The organism is Pseudomonas gingeri (genome assembly GCF_013385635.1).
GTDB lineage: Bacteria > Pseudomonadota > Gammaproteobacteria > Pseudomonadales > Pseudomonadaceae > Aquipseudomonas > Aquipseudomonas gingeri_A.
In genome coordinates, this window is sequence record NZ_JACAPR010000001.1 from 154,057 (window position 1) to 167,757 (window position 13,701).

Sequence of the window (13,701 nt, forward strand, 5' to 3'; positions counted from 1 at the left end):
TTGAACCTTATGTCAGATCTACCGGACACCGATTACACCCAACGCTTCATCTTCGATGACAGCGACACCCGTGGCGAACTGGTGTCTCTGGAGCGCAGCTACGCCGAAGTCCTGGCCAAGCACCCCTATCCCGAGCCGGTTGCGCAATTGCTCGGCGAACTGATGGCCGCCGCCGCGCTGCTGGTCGGCACCTTGAAGTTCGACGGCCTGCTGATTCTCCAGGCCCGTTCCGAAGGCGCGGTGCCGCTGCTGATGGTCGAGTGTTCCAGCGAGCGCGAAATCCGTGGTCTGGCGCGCTACGAAGCGGACCAGATCGCCCCTGACGCCAGCCTGGCCGACCTGATGCCCAATGGCGTCCTGGCCCTGACCGTCGACCCGATCCAGGGCCAGCGCTACCAGGGTATCGTCGATCTTGATGGCGCCACCTTGTCGGAATGCTTCACCAACTACTTCGTCATGTCCCAGCAGGTCGGCACCCGTTTCTGGCTCAACGCCGATGGCCAGCGTGCCCGTGGCCTGCTGTTGCAGCAATTGCCGGCCGACCGCCTCAAGGACGAAGAAGACCGAGCCGCCAGTTGGCAGCACATCACCGCCCTGGCCACCACCCTGAAAGCCGAAGAACTGCTCGGCCTCGACAACGAAACCGTGCTGCATCGTCTCTACCACGAAGAAGCGGTGCGCCTGTTCGACATCCAGCCGCTGAGCTTCCGCTGCAGTTGCTCGCGCGAGCGTTCGGGTAATGCCTTGGTCAGCCTGGGGCTGGAAGATGCCCAGGACCTGGTGGTCGAGCGTGGCGGCGTGGTGGAGATCGATTGCCAGTTCTGCAACCAGCGTTATCTGTTCGACGCGACCGACATTGCGCAATTGTTTGCCGGTGCCGGGGTCGACACCCCGTCAGATACTCGTCACTAAAACGCTTCAGCACAGGTAAATCTCCTGTCAAACGACAGAAAATGGGCGTTCTGACAGGAGGACCCTACTCTTTTTGGGCTTTTCTGGCATAATCCCGCCCACTTTTTTCGCGGTAGTAGTGCACGACTTTCTACTACAAAACGTTTGGAGCACTCGGCCACTGGCCGACGGGGAATCTCATGACGCAAGCAAACAATGCCGTGTACACCGATCTGAGTGTCGATGATCTGGTCAAGGAAGCCCTGGCTCGTGGTGAAGGCGAACTCGCCGATACCGGCGCGCTGGTCGTGCGGACCGGTCACCGCACCGGTCGTTCGCCGGTAGACCGTTTCATCGTAGAAGAGCCTTCCACCCAGGACGCCATTGCCTGGGGCCCGATCAACCGCAAGTTCCCGGCCGACAAGTTCGATGCCCTGTGGAACCGTGTCGAAGCCTTTATCGGCGAGCGCGAGCGTTTTGTTTCCCACGTGCACGTAGGTTCCGATCCTGCGCACTACCTGCCGGTCAAGATGACCACCGGTACTGCCTGGCACAACCTGTTCGGCCGTTGCCTGTTCATCAACCCTGAAGCCGGCCAGTACAACGCCGGTGGCAAGGACGAGTGGCAGATCCTCAACGTCCCGGGTTTCGAGTGCGTGCCAGAGCGTGACGGCACCAACTCCGACGGCACCGTGATCATCAACTTCGCGGCCAAGAAAGTCCTGATCGCCGGTATGCGTTACGCCGGTGAGATGAAAAAAGCCCTGTTCTCGGTGCAGAACTTCCTGCTGCCTGCTGCCGACGTGCTGCCTATGCATTGCGCGGCGAACATGGGCGAAGAAGGCGACGTGACCCTGTTCTTCGGTCTGTCGGGCACCGGCAAGACCACCCTGTCGGCTGACGAAAGCCGCTACCTGATCGGCGACGACGAACACGGCTGGGGCGTGGGCGTGGTGTTCAACATCGAAGGCGGTTGCTATGCCAAGTGCATTGACCTGTCCGAGAAGAACGAGCCGGTGATCTGGAAAGCCATCCAGCACGGTGCCGTGCTGGAAAACGTCGTGCTCGATGCCGACAAGAAAGCCGACTACGCCGACGACAGCCTGACCCAGAACAGCCGTGCGGCCTACCCGCGCGAACTGATCGAAAAACGCGCACCGAAAAACCTCGGTGGCGAGCCGAACGCCGTGATCTTCCTGACCTGCGACCTGACCGGAGTCCTGCCACCGGTGTCGATCCTCAGCGAAGAACAGGCCGCTTACCACTTCCTGTCCGGTTACACCGCTCTGGTGGGTTCGACTGAAATGGGTTCGGGCGCCGGCATCAAGTCGACCTTCTCCACCTGCTTCGGCGCACCGTTCTTCCCGCGTCCGGCTGGCGAATACGCTGAACTGCTGATCAAGCGTATCCGCGGTTTCGGTTCCAAGGTCTACCTGGTCAACACCGGCTGGACCGGCGGCGGCTACGGCGTTGGCAAGCGCTTCAACATCCCGACCACCCGTGGCGTGATTGCCGCCATCCAGAGCGGCGCGTTGATCGGTGCTGAAACCGAGCACCTCGACACCATCAACCTGGACGTGCCATTGGCCGTACCGGGCGTCGAAACCGGCCTGTTGAACCCACGCAACACCTGGGCCGACAAGGCAGCCTACGACGAAGCGGCGAAAGCGCTGGCGGGTCTGTTCATCGAGAACTTCAAGAAGTTCGACGTGAGCGACGCGATCAAGGCGGCGGGTCCGAAGCTGTAAGCATCGGTTGCCGGCTGTTTGAAAAGCCGCCCTTCGGGGCGGCTTTTTTATACCCGTTTTTCGACGAGGCGTTCCAGTTCGGCTGTGTTCCAGTGTTTCTGTCGGATGGCCTGATAGAGCATGCCGATGGTCAGGGCGACCTTGCGGCTGCGGACCTTGGTGCGACGTTTGGCGAAAACATCGAAACCTTCGGGTTCGAAATAGCGATAGGGATCGAAGTCGACGAGATCCAGGATGAATCGCTCTTCCAGTGCCTCCATCAACTCACTGGCGTCCTTGCCGTCGCAGCCCAGGTCGAGATTGATGGCTGTGTGCAGGCCAACGGACTTGTGCTCCGGCAAGCCGATCTCGTCGTCCAGCAATTCGATCAGTTGTTTCATCAGTTCAGTGTCTGGAAGGCTGCTGGCCAATATCATTGGGCAAGTGTCTCGGTGGAAGCCCGAAAGCACGAAGGCCCGCTAGACGAATCGGTGCGGGCCTTGGAAGTTGGGCAAATGTTCAACGCAGATGCGTTGCGGAAATTTTATCAATCGGCCTGACCCTGCACAACAAACCTGGCGGGTAATACCTCAGTGAACCCAGTCTTCGTATTCGAGCCCTGTAACACGGCTGAACTCACGTAGATTGTTGGTGATCAGCTTGCATCCCGTGGCTATGGCGTGGCCCGCGATGGCCGTGTCATTACCGCCAATGAGCGAGCCGATATCCGTCAGTTGGCGTCTCACTTCGACTGTCGCGTCCACGGCGTTCTGATCCCACGGCAGGATCGCATCCAGGCGCTTCACAAATTCATCGATCATTATTTTGTGTCTGGAGGAAGCTTTTTTGCCGATCTGTCCGTAGCGCATTTCTGAATAAGTGATCGCAGAAATTACGATCCGGTTATTTCGACCCACTTCTGCTGCCAATCGCTTCAATACAGATTCTGGGCGCTCACGCATGATGAACGAGCAAGTACAGGTATCGAGCATATAGGTGGTCACAGACTGAACCTGCCTTCATCGCCGATGATGTCCGGGCGTTCTTGTAGAAAGTCAGCATCAGCCGCAGGTAGCTCTGCCAGCGATTGCCAGCTGGGGCGCACAGGGCGCAGGGTGATCACATCGCCATTGCGCGTGATCTCCAGTTCTCCTACGCCTTCATAAGCCATGTCATTTGGCAGGCGTATCGCCTGATTTTTGCCGTTCTTGAAAATTGAGACTGTGCGCATGATATCGCCCCTGCATATGTCTGGCATATGCAGTGTAGCGTCGGTTCTTTGCATAGGCAAGGCATATGCCAGCTCGGGCATCGTCTGAATTATCACCGGGTTACCTCCAGAAGGGATTTCCTCCGGGCTATGAAAGTCAGCGTCAGAAGGTCGAATGCAATAATGACGGTGTTGACACCAGCTGTGGATCAGCTTTTACCTTCAATCTCGTAGCCAGACTCTCAAAATGGGCTGTGAACTCCTCAAGATCAGTAGGCCATTTCCTATTGCGAAATGGCCTGTTTGTCGTGATGTTACTGGGCGACTTGCCTGCTCAATGCCATCGTTCGCTGCTGAACCAACTGCAACAGGTCACAACCTTCGCGCACCAACAGGTAGGCGGCATTGGTGATATGGGGGAGGTCTTTGTCGCAGGTGGTGTTGAGGCTGACGCAGGTCATGGTCTCCAGCAGGTCGCTGGCGGCCTGGAGGCTTCGGCGGGGCAGCGCAAGGCGCGGCGTTTTGGTTGCTGAGGATGGTTCGCAGAACCCTTTGGCTCACATCAGCCTCGACTGTTCGATAGACAGGAGGCACTTGTCTGTTTTATACAGAATTTTGTATAGTCTGGCGTATGAAGCGAAACCATAAGCCCATTGCGTTCTGCGGCAGCTCTCTTGGTGACCTGCGCGCTTTTCCAGAAGATGCCCGCCGGGAGGCCGGGCACCAACTGGATCAGGTCCAGCAAGGCCGTGAGCCGGACGATTGGAAAGCCATGGCGAGCATCGGCGCTGGCGTTCGTGAGATACGTATCCGAGAAGCTTCTGGAGCTTTCCAAGTGATCTATGTTGCGAAGTTCGAAGACGCTATTTTCGTGTTGCACTGCTTCCAGAAGAAAACCCAGAAAACCAGCCGCTCCGACATCGTGCTGGCCACCCAACGACTGAAAGACTTGATAAAGGAGTCTGGCTCATGAGCCAACATTTCGAAAGCGTCTGGGATGCCATTGAGGACACTCCAGCCCAAGCCGAAAACATGAAGGTGCGTTCCGCTTTGATGATCGCTTTGAAGGGGCGCATCGAGGTGGAGGGTTTGTCGCAGGCGAAGGCTGCCAAACTGTTCGGGGTTACTCAACCGCGCATTTCCGATCTGCTTCGCGGCAAGATCACGCTGTTCAGCATCGATACGCTGATCAACATGCTGGCCACCGCCGGACTGCATGTAGAACTGCAAATCTCCCAGGCGGCCTAAACATCAGCGTTGACCGAACCTGGCAGCGACGAGGGCATGGAGGCGAACGATATCCGCCCCTGATCAGTCCGCCGGTTCATACGTCTGCATCGCCGTGCAATACCGCGCCTGCATCCCCTTGCTCTGCTCGTCCTTGTCGCGGTTCGAGCGTTTGCCCCATTCCGCGCACTGTTCCTTGAAAAATACCTCGGCGGCCTTGCGGCACTCGCGATGTTCCGTGGAGGTGGTCGGGAAGTTTGCGCAGACGCTGGCATTGTCGATGACGTTGTTGAAGATGCGCCATTTCGCGGCGTAGCGATTACGCCCGTCCCACTCGCGGATGAGTACGGTGGCGACTTCGCCCCGGCGCGTATGGGTGGCTTCGGGCGCCTTCAGGTCGGCCTTGTACTCGGCCAGGTAGCTGGCGGATACCAGTCCCTGGGCCTTGGGCGGCGGTGCCTGGATTTGCGCGGCGACGGGCTCCGCCGGCAGTGGCGCGAGGTTGGCGCTGGGTTCGGTCCGCAGTTGCAGCGGCTCTGCCGGTGCTTCGGGCTGGACGCCAGGCTCGGTCGTCAGCGGTTCGGCAGCAGGCTGTGGTATCGGTTCATTCTGTGGCGGGCGATGACTGCTGTTCCGGCTGTGCACCATGTAGCCAAGCATGCCCAACAGGATCAGCAGCAGTAGCCACAGACCGTAGGATCTGGGCCGAACCGGGCGTGGTGGCTTTTGCCGGGTCGGGTGCGATCCCAGAACCACGTCGAAATGCTCGGGGTGCAGGCGCTTGAAATGAATGACGCCGTCGTCTTCAGGGGGTTGTTGCATGGTTAGCCGCTGCCTTCCTTGGTGAGTCAGCGGGTTATCGGCGCTTTCTCATGGGCTTTGAGGAGAATTGCAGATTAAATCGCGAAATGGCCGATTGCCAGTAACGACCGCTCCACAAAAATGAAATTTCCTTCATGAAAGTCAGACGGTTTAGGCAAAAAATCGGTATGTTTCCCTGCAATTTTTAGGGCGTCATTCGACGTTCGAACGTGCACTTAAAGGGAGTTAAGTATGTCTCTGCTTCGCGTGGCCTCGGTGTTGTCGTTGTGTGCCGCGGCATGGACGGTCCAGGCCGAATCATTGCCCATCGAAGTGCTCAGTGCCGTGGTCAAGGACCAGAAGATCGCCGACGCCGAGGTGCTGTTGCAGCGCAACGGTGAGCAGAACGTGGTTGGCAAGACCAACGCTCAGGGCCAGGTCACCCTCTCGGCCAACTTCGCCGATGACGCCAGCAACCTGCTGATCATCAAGAAGGCCGGTTACTCCAACCTGGTGGTCAAGTGCCCCTGCAAGGATATGACCTACGCCATCAGTCCGGTGATGCAGAGCCTCGACGGCCTGCGCGTAGTGCTGACCTGGGGCAAGACCCCGGCGGACCTCGACTCCCACATGATTTTCCCCGGTAACAACATCTACTTCGAACAGCAGAAGGGCGACGATGCCGAGCTGGATGTGGATGACACCGACAGCTACGGTCCGGAAACCATCACCCTGCAGAAGAAGCACTACGGCGAAAGTTATGTGTACGCGGTGCATGACTTCACCAACGGTGGCAATCCGGCCTCGCGCCAGTTGTCCAACAGTCAGGCCAAGGTGTTTGTCTACATGGGCCAGTCGCTGGTGCGTACCTACTACGTGCCGGCCAATCGCAGTGGCAACCTGTGGACCGTGTTCCGCATGACCGGCAATGGCGACTTCCAGGACATCAATACCTTCAGCGGCGTGACCGTGGAAGCCAAGGATGTGCTGAACGAAGTTTCGCCATTGCTGGACGATAAGGTCGCGGTCGCCGAAGTGGCGGTCAGCTCCACGGCCCAGGCCGATGCGAAGGCGCTGAATGTCAAAGGCGAAGCAGCTTACAAGGCCGGCAATCTGGAGCAGGCGATAGCCTTCTTCCGCCAGGCTATCGATCTGAATAACAGCTTCGGTCAGGCCTACAGCAACCTCGGTCTGGCGTATCAGAAAGCGGGCAACACCGCCGAAGCCATCTGGGCCAACCGCAAAGCCGTTGCCCTGGCCTCCGGCAACTCGGCGAATACCGTGCGCGCCAGTTCCTACTACAACATTGCCCGTATCTACGAAGACGCCGGGCAGTTCTCCGACGCCCTGCGTCACTATGAACTGGCCAAGGAGCAGAAGGCCAACCCGGTGTATGACACGGCGATCGAGCGGGTCAAGAATCGCTGAATAGCGAACTGATCCAAACCCACAACGCGCCCTGTCTGGCGCGTTGTTCGTTTCCGGAGGTTGTGGGCCCGGGCGCCTCGTGGATGTGTATCCGGGTATTGGTCGCTATCGCGCAACCGCGGCCCGCTTTGCGCTAGGCTGGCGCGTTGTAGTGGTTTGTAATGCTTGCCTCGGCCCTTTTCTCGCCTGACCGCCTAGGGTTTGTTTTATCCACAGCGGTCAACGGAGTGACAGCTTATGCACGACACCCTCCAGCGGGTTTTTGGTTATCCACGGTTTCGCGACGGCCAGGAAGCGGCGATCAGCGCGGTGTTGGCCGGGCGTTCGGCGGCGGCGATCTTTCCCACCGGCTCCGGCAAGTCCCTGTGTTATCAACTGCCGGCGCTGCTTTTGCCGCACCTGACGTTGGTGGTGTCGCCACTGCTGGCGCTGATGCAGGACCAGTTGGCCTTTCTGCAACGCCACGGCATTGCAGCGGCGAGCATCGACTCGGTACAGAGTCGCGATGAGGCCAATGCGGTGATGGCCCGGGCGCGCTCCGGCGAATTGAAGATCCTGATGATTTCCGTGGAGCGCCTGAAGAACGAGCGTTTCCGCCATTTCCTCCAGCAGGTGCAGATTTCCCTGCTGGTGGTGGACGAGGCCCACTGTATCTCCGAATGGGGGCATAACTTCCGTCCGGATTACCTCAAGCTGCCGGACTATCAGCGCCAGTTCCGCATTCCCCAGGCCTTGTTGCTGACCGCCACCGCGACGCCGAAAGTGATCGCCGACATGCAGGCCAAGTTCGCCATTGCGCCGGGCGATGTGGTCACCACCGGTTTCTACCGGCCCAACCTGAACCTGCTGGTGGAGCCGGTCAGCGGCGCGGACAAGCGCCGTCGCCTGGTGGAGTGGCTGGGAGAGCGCAGCGGGCAACCGAGCATCGTCTACGTCACCCTGCAGAAAACCGCCGAGCAGATTGCCGAACACCTGAGCCAGCGCGGTATTGCGGCGAGCGCTTATCACGCCGGCCTGCCCCATGAGCAGCGCGAGGCGATCCAGAAGCAGTTCATGGCCGGGCAGTTGAACTGCATCGTCGCCACCATCGCCTTCGGCATGGGTATCGACAAGAGCGATATCCGCAACGTGGTGCACTTCGACCTGCCCAAGTCCATCGAGAACTACAGCCAGGAAATCGGTCGGGCCGGGCGCGACGGCCAGCCTTCCGATTGCCTGGTACTGGCCAACCGCGACAGCCTCAATGTCCTGGAGAACTTCGTCTACGGCGATACGCCGGAACTGGAGGGGATTCGACGGGTGCTGGATGAGTTGCAGGGCGCGGGCCCGGACGGCCAGTGGGAGTTTCTGCTCGGGCCCTTGGCGGACCAGAGCAATATTCGCCAGCTGCCACTCAAGACCCTGCTGGTCCAGCTGGAATTGCGTGGCTTGATCGCACCGCGTTATGCCTATTTTGCCGAGTACCGTTTCAAGTTCCTCGTGGAGCCGGAGGTGCTGCTGGCGAAGTTCGAGGGCGAGCGGCGCGATTTTGTCGCGGCGATCATCCAGACCTCCAGTCGTGCCCGGACCTGGGCCACGGTGAATTTCGACGCCTTGTACCAGCAGCACCAGGCCGAGCGCGGGCGGGTGGTGAAGGCCCTGGACTTCTTCCAGGAGCGGCGCTGGATCGAGTTGGAGAGCAAGCAGATGACCGAGGTCTACAGCCTGCTGGTCAGCGACTTCGATCCCCATGCCTTGAGCCTGGAGCTGTATGCCTGTTTCGCCCAGCATGAGGTCAGCGAGATTGCGCGGATTCACGCGATGCTGGCGTTGTTTGCGACCGAACAATGTCTGGGTTATCGGCTGGCCCGCTATTTCGGCGACGAGCAGGCGCCTGAGCGCTGTGGGCATTGTTCGGTGTGTCACGGGCAAGTGGCCCGGCTACCGGAGCCGCCGGCACTGACTGCGCTCGATCAGCGCGATTTCCCGGCGCTTTGCAGTGGATTTATCCACAGGCACCAGGAGCACAGCGGGCATGCACCGAGTGCCGAGTGCCTGACGCGCTTCCTGTGCGGTATCAGCGTGCCGTTGTTCACGAAGTTGAAGGCGAGGGCGCTACCGGGTTTTTCGGCGCTGGAGGCCTATCCCTATGCGGAAGTACGGGAGTGGGTCGCGGCCCGGTCCCATGCAGGGCAGGCACAAAGCGCCTAGGTGCTACAGAGGCAGAGTCTGCCTCGGACCTGTAAGAGCCGGCTTGCCGGCGATGGCGTCCGCAAAATCGATGCAAGGCTCACCGGCCTCATCGCTGGCAAGCCAGGCTCCTACAGGTTCGCGGTGTTTCAGGTGCCCTGATTTATCGTTGAGCTGCGTCTTATTCCGCGGCAGCCGGTCTGTCGCTGAGCACGGCGTACTCGTCACCTTCCAGGGTAAAACCGGCTACTTCGCGCATGCCCAGGCGCTCATGGGCGCGCAGTGAGGCGGCATTGTCCCGACGGATAAAAAGAATCGCTTCACGACCCGGGTAATGCTGTTGGAGCTGTGCATAAAGCCGGGGCAGCAAGCCCTGGCCTCTTTCCGTGCTGGCTATGCAGGCGGGGCCATAGACGTAGGCGTCAGGTGTACCCGGCCATGCGTGCAGCATGGCCTGGATCGATGGCGGGGCGGGATGCATGTCCTTTGCCGCGCTGAACAGCACGCCAACGATCCTGCCATCGCGGGAAGCGACCACTACGGGCGAGGCACCAAGGGCCATCTGCCTGACCTTGTCGAGTGGGAACTCCCCGGTCAGCGATCCGCCCTGGGAGGGCGAGTTGGCCTGGAGCAGTTGGGCGATGCCCTCGATGTCTGCGGCGGTAGCGAGGTTGACCTTGTACATGAGTAGTCTCCTGAGGGGAGGCGAGCCTACTGCACGGATGGCACCCGGACTTGCATATTGCGCCCGGATTATAGACCCGTTGCAGGCGTGACCATGTTGCAGTCAGTTTCCAGGCTGCGCCGGCGCCAGGTTCTGGCCCACGGCCAGCCCGGCGCGGATCGCCGCCAGGGCAGCCTGGTAGTACGCCTTGCCTTCGGTCGATTCGGCAAAGGTCGAGAACTCTTCCAGCTCCGGGTCGGACAGGTCGCGATAGACGTACAGCAAGGTGTTGTCCAGGTCGTTGCCGATTTGCTGCATCAGCCGCTCGCGCTGGCCGTTGAGCAGGCCCTGGGCCGATCCCGCGCCCAGCAGGCCGGGAATCATCGAACTCAGGCTGTCGGCCGCGACGCCGGCGATGGCGAGGCTGACTTCGGCGCCGGCTTCACGGGCCGGCAAGGCATTGGCCAGGTGGTTGATCAGCAGGCGACGCGTCGCGCTGGCTTCGATATGCGGCAGGCCCTGGGCATTCTTGGCCAACTGGTCGCGACGGGTGGCCAGCAGTTCGGCGGCGACGATCTTGCGGCCCAGCGGGGACTGGAAGAACGTCAGGGCCGGCTTTGGATTGTTCAGGTTCTGGCGCAACTGGGCCTCGGCCCGCTGGTCCATGGCCTGTGGCGCAAAGCGCTGGTTGCTGTTGTTGACCAGGGCCTGGTAGACGGCCGGCGGCAAACTGTTGCGATACTTCTGCTGGGCGGCGCTCAGGGCATCGTTGAAATGCGCGCGTTGTTCCGGCCAACCGGCGACCTTGTACAACTGGTCGTGGCTGTCTGCCCAGGCGGGCAAGGTGCAGAACATCAACAGCGAAAAAAGCAAACGGCGCATAGGGACTCCTGTCTACAGCCGACTATTCTCCCGACGAGCGCGGGACTTGTCGAGAATTCGTATTGTCATGCCAGGCGGCTCTGTCGGATTTCCAGGCGTATGGATACTATGCGCGCCATGCAAATACCCTCTGATCATCCGCTGCTGTTACGTATCGTCGACGACCTGGCCGAGCGCGGCTGGTCGCAGCAGCCTGTTTTCCTGCCTGCTGCTCTGACCCTGGAGTTGGCCGCCGAGTGCCGTAAACGTGCGGCCGAAGGCGAACTGGCACCGGCAGCGGTCGGCCGTGGACCGGCGCAGCAGGTGCGCGAAGGCATCCGCGGCGACCATATCCAGTGGCTGGAACCGGGCCAGGCAAAGTCTTGCGACCAGTATCTGGGGATGATGGACAGCCTGCGCGAAGCGCTGAATCGCGGGCTGTTCCTCGGTCTTGAGGATTTCGAGAGCCATTTTGCGCTATACCCGCCCGGGGCTTTCTATCTCAAACATGTGGATCGCTTTCGCGATGACGACCGGCGGATGGTATCGGCGGTGATCTACCTGAACGACGCCTGGTTGCCCGAGCAGGGTGGTCAGTTGCGCATGTACCTGGAGGGTGGCGTGGAGCATGACGTGGATCCGACCGGCGGCAGCTTGGTGGTCTTCCTTTCGGGAGAGGTGCCCCATGAGGTACTGCCGGCGATGCGCGAGCGCCTGTCGCTGACCGGCTGGTTCCGTCGTCGTGGCGATGAGCCGTTCTGATGCCGCAGAAAATCATGGTCAGTCGCTGCCTGCTGGGGCATCTGGTCCGTTATGACGGCGGTGCCAGCGGTCCCTACGCGCAACTGGCGGCCTGGCAGGCCGAGGGCCGGGTCGTGGCCTTGTGCCCTGAAGTCGCCGGTGGCCTGCCGACCCCACGTGCGGCGGCGGAGATTCCTGGTGGGCAGGGTGCGCAGGTGCTGGAGGGGCTGGCCCGGGTCATCACCACCGAGGGCGAGGACGTCAGCGCCGCCTTTCTCGACGGTGCCCGACAGGCACTTGAACTGGTGCGACGACACGGTATCCGCATCGCCGTGCTCAAGGCCAACAGCCCGTCCTGCGGTAACCTGCTGACCTACGACGGCACCTTCAGCGGGGTGAAAGTGCCGGGAGAGGGGGTGACCGCGGCTTTGCTGAAGCAGGCCGGCGTCCGGGTGTTCAGCGAGTTGGAACTGTCCGAGGCGGCCCTCGCCCTGGCTGCGCTGGATTCGCATCAGCCCTGACGATCGTTCCCACGCGCAGCAAAGGAGTGCCTTCCTGGACGCTCCGCGTCCTCTTGCTTCAGGGCTTCGGCGGCTCGCTCGCATCCATGCCGAACCATTTTTCCGACAATGCCATTAACCGGCCATCAGCCTTGATCCGCTGCAAGGCGCGGTCGATGCTGGCCTGGAACGCCGGGTTGCCCTTCTGGAACGGAATGGCCAGGGTCACGGTCGGCCCCACGGGCGCGCCTTCCTTGACCGGCAGGCGGCTGTCGCGAATGGCGAAAGGGATCAGCAGGCGATCGCTGATCGCCGCGTCGATCTGCTTGTCGGCGACATCCTTGAGCGGTTGCTGTGCGTTCGGGTAACTGCGCAGGTCCACCCCTTCGACCGTCCGCGCTTCGTCGACGAACTGGCTGCCTTGAGCTACACCCAAGGCATGGCCTTTCAACGCTTCCAGTGTGCCCAGCGGTCGTTGTTCTTCCTTGCGCACGATCAACTGCGCGCTGGTGTAGCTATAAGGCTCGCTGAAGTCGAAACGATCCTTGAGTTCCGGGGTCAGTGCTATGTGGTTGATGGCAATGTCGTACTTGCCGCTTTCGACGCCTTGCAGAAGGTCGGCGGCGTCGGTGGTGATAAACGACGGGTTGACCTCCAGTTCCCTGGCCAGCAGTTCGCCCAGTTCGACTTCGAAGCCGGTCAGGCGACCGTCTTCCTTGAAGCTGAAGGGGCGCATGTCACCTTCCAGGGCAATGCGCAGTTCGCCCCGGTCGTTGACGTCGTCGATCAGTTCGGCTTGGGCGAAAGGGCTTGCAAGGGGCAGTAACAGCAACAGGCCAGGCAAAAAACGCATGGTCACTCCTAGATGAATTCGTAACGGGCGATGCGCAACTGCTGCTCGCTTTGCTTTATGTTGATTGGCAGGTTTGGACAACGATTTGTCCCGAAGTTGTCATGACTGCCCAAATTTTGTGGAAAAACCGGAGAAGTTAATGAAAACCTTAGTGTCTCGCGTCGCTTTAGCCACTGTTTTGTTGAGTTCCAGTCTGCTCGCCGTCGCGGCCGACGGTATCCCGCGCTCGGCTCCTCCCGAGGGTGCCAAAGTCTTTATCGTGTCGCCGAAGGACGGCGCCACCGTCGACAAGACCTTCAAGGTCGAATTCGGCATGGAAGGTCTCAAGCTGGCCCCGGCTACTGACCAGACCCCGGGCACCGGCCACCATCACCTGCTGGTCGACCAGAAAGCGCTGCCGGACGCCAGCGTGCCGATTCCGGCCACCGACACCGTGATCCACTACGGCAAGGCCCAGACCGAAACCGAGTTGACCCTCACCCCCGGCAAGCACACCTTGCAACTGGTGGCCGGCGACAAACTGCACATGCAGTTCAACCCGACTGTAGCGTCGAAAGTCATCACGGTTAACGTCAAGTAAGATTTGTTCAGAATGAAAAAGGGAGACCCGAGGGTCTCCCTTTTTCTTG

The 13,701-nt window shown here is 60.4% G+C and carries 17 protein-coding genes; 10 read left to right on the forward strand and 7 right to left on the reverse strand.

Annotation, left to right across the window (positions count from 1 at the left end; all coding sequences use genetic code 11):
- The first annotated feature begins 9 nt into the window (after positions 1-9).
- Together hslO and HX851_RS00730 are read left to right on the forward strand one after the other, a co-directional pair.
- The gene (gene hslO, locus HX851_RS00725) at positions 10-912 is read left to right on the forward strand and encodes an Hsp33 family molecular chaperone HslO (RefSeq protein WP_177055834.1); all 903 of its coding nucleotides are present in this window, start codon (positions 10-12) and stop codon (positions 910-912) included.
- A 179-nt stretch (positions 913-1,091) separates the two neighbouring features.
- The gene (locus HX851_RS00730; protein WP_177055835.1) at positions 1,092-2,639 is read left to right on the forward strand and encodes a phosphoenolpyruvate carboxykinase; all 1,548 of its coding nucleotides are present in this window, start codon (positions 1,092-1,094) and stop codon (positions 2,637-2,639) included.
- 47 nt (positions 2,640-2,686) lie between these two features.
- Here HX851_RS00730 and HX851_RS00735 read toward each other — a convergent pair whose 3' ends face one another.
- The 3 genes from HX851_RS00735 to vapB form a co-directional block, all read right to left on the reverse strand.
- The gene (locus HX851_RS00735) at positions 2,687-3,055 is read right to left on the reverse strand and encodes a DUF1493 family protein (RefSeq protein WP_017125397.1); all 369 of its coding nucleotides are present in this window, start codon (positions 3,053-3,055) and stop codon (positions 2,687-2,689) included.
- A 153-nt stretch (positions 3,056-3,208) separates the two neighbouring features.
- On the reverse strand, positions 3,209-3,622 hold the full coding sequence (locus tag HX851_RS00740) for a type II toxin-antitoxin system VapC family toxin (protein ID WP_177064580.1): 414 nt from the start codon (positions 3,620-3,622) through the stop codon (positions 3,209-3,211).
- Positions 3,619-3,849, reverse strand: coding sequence for a type II toxin-antitoxin system VapB family antitoxin (gene vapB, locus HX851_RS00745; protein WP_042935145.1), 231 nt, complete (start codon positions 3,847-3,849; stop codon positions 3,619-3,621). The genes HX851_RS00740 and vapB overlap by 4 nt, the downstream gene beginning before the upstream one ends.
- A gap of 65 nt (positions 3,850-3,914) precedes the next feature.
- Between vapB and HX851_RS33455 the strand changes: the two genes are divergently transcribed.
- The 3 genes from HX851_RS33455 (at position 3,915) to HX851_RS00760 (ending at position 5,076) form a co-directional block, all read left to right on the forward strand.
- On the forward strand, positions 3,915-4,361 hold the full coding sequence (locus HX851_RS33455) for a hypothetical protein (RefSeq protein WP_177065028.1): 447 nt from the start codon (positions 3,915-3,917) through the stop codon (positions 4,359-4,361).
- 98 nt (positions 4,362-4,459) lie between these two features.
- Positions 4,460-4,801: a type II toxin-antitoxin system RelE/ParE family toxin gene (locus HX851_RS00755; RefSeq protein ID WP_177064584.1), complete on the forward strand. Its 342-nt coding sequence runs from the start codon at positions 4,460-4,462 to the stop codon at positions 4,799-4,801.
- On the forward strand, positions 4,798-5,076 hold the full coding sequence (locus HX851_RS00760; protein WP_177064586.1) for a helix-turn-helix domain-containing protein: 279 nt from the start codon (positions 4,798-4,800) through the stop codon (positions 5,074-5,076). The genes HX851_RS00755 and HX851_RS00760 overlap by 4 nt, the downstream gene beginning before the upstream one ends.
- Positions 5,077-5,139: 63 nt before the next feature.
- On the opposite strand, the gene HX851_RS00765 is transcribed toward HX851_RS00760, so the two are convergent.
- Positions 5,140-5,877, reverse strand: coding sequence for a hypothetical protein (locus HX851_RS00765; RefSeq protein ID WP_177064588.1), 738 nt, complete (start codon positions 5,875-5,877; stop codon positions 5,140-5,142).
- A gap of 231 nt (positions 5,878-6,108) precedes the next feature.
- On the opposite strand from HX851_RS00765, the gene HX851_RS00770 reads away from it, so the two are divergent.
- A complete protein-coding gene (locus tag HX851_RS00770) occupies positions 6,109-7,284 on the forward strand; it encodes a tetratricopeptide repeat protein (RefSeq protein ID WP_177064590.1) in 1,176 nt (391 codons plus the stop codon).
- A 237-nt stretch (positions 7,285-7,521) separates the two neighbouring features.
- The gene (locus HX851_RS00775) at positions 7,522-9,474 is read left to right on the forward strand and encodes a RecQ family ATP-dependent DNA helicase (protein WP_177064592.1); all 1,953 of its coding nucleotides are present in this window, start codon (positions 7,522-7,524) and stop codon (positions 9,472-9,474) included.
- 160 nt (positions 9,475-9,634) lie between these two features.
- On the opposite strand, the gene HX851_RS00780 is transcribed toward HX851_RS00775, so the two are convergent.
- On the reverse strand, positions 9,635-10,138 hold the full coding sequence (locus tag HX851_RS00780) for a GNAT family N-acetyltransferase (protein WP_177055845.1): 504 nt from the start codon (positions 10,136-10,138) through the stop codon (positions 9,635-9,637).
- Positions 10,139-10,240: 102 nt separating this feature from the next.
- Complete coding sequence (locus HX851_RS00785) at positions 10,241-10,999, reverse strand: DUF2059 domain-containing protein (protein WP_177064594.1); 759 nt, start codon at positions 10,997-10,999, stop codon at positions 10,241-10,243.
- A gap of 108 nt (positions 11,000-11,107) precedes the next feature.
- Here HX851_RS00785 and HX851_RS00790 point away from each other — a divergent pair, with 108 nt between their 5' ends.
- Positions 11,108-11,740, forward strand: coding sequence for a 2OG-Fe(II) oxygenase (locus tag HX851_RS00790; protein WP_177056074.1), 633 nt, complete (start codon positions 11,108-11,110; stop codon positions 11,738-11,740).
- Positions 11,740-12,240 (forward strand): 2-thiouracil desulfurase family protein, encoded by a 501-nt coding sequence (locus HX851_RS00795; RefSeq protein ID WP_177064596.1) that lies wholly within the window; start codon positions 11,740-11,742, stop codon positions 12,238-12,240. The genes HX851_RS00790 and HX851_RS00795 overlap by 1 nt, the downstream gene beginning before the upstream one ends.
- 58 nt (positions 12,241-12,298) lie before the next feature.
- Here HX851_RS00795 and HX851_RS00800 read toward each other — a convergent pair whose 3' ends face one another.
- On the reverse strand, positions 12,299-13,072 hold the full coding sequence (locus HX851_RS00800) for a transporter substrate-binding domain-containing protein (RefSeq protein ID WP_177055851.1): 774 nt from the start codon (positions 13,070-13,072) through the stop codon (positions 12,299-12,301).
- Between the two features lie 139 nt (positions 13,073-13,211).
- Between HX851_RS00800 and HX851_RS00805 the strand changes: the two genes are divergently transcribed.
- Entirely contained in the window at positions 13,212-13,652 is a 441-nt protein-coding gene (locus HX851_RS00805) for a DUF4399 domain-containing protein (RefSeq protein WP_177055853.1), read from the forward strand.
- The last annotated feature ends 49 nt before the right edge of the window (positions 13,653-13,701 follow it).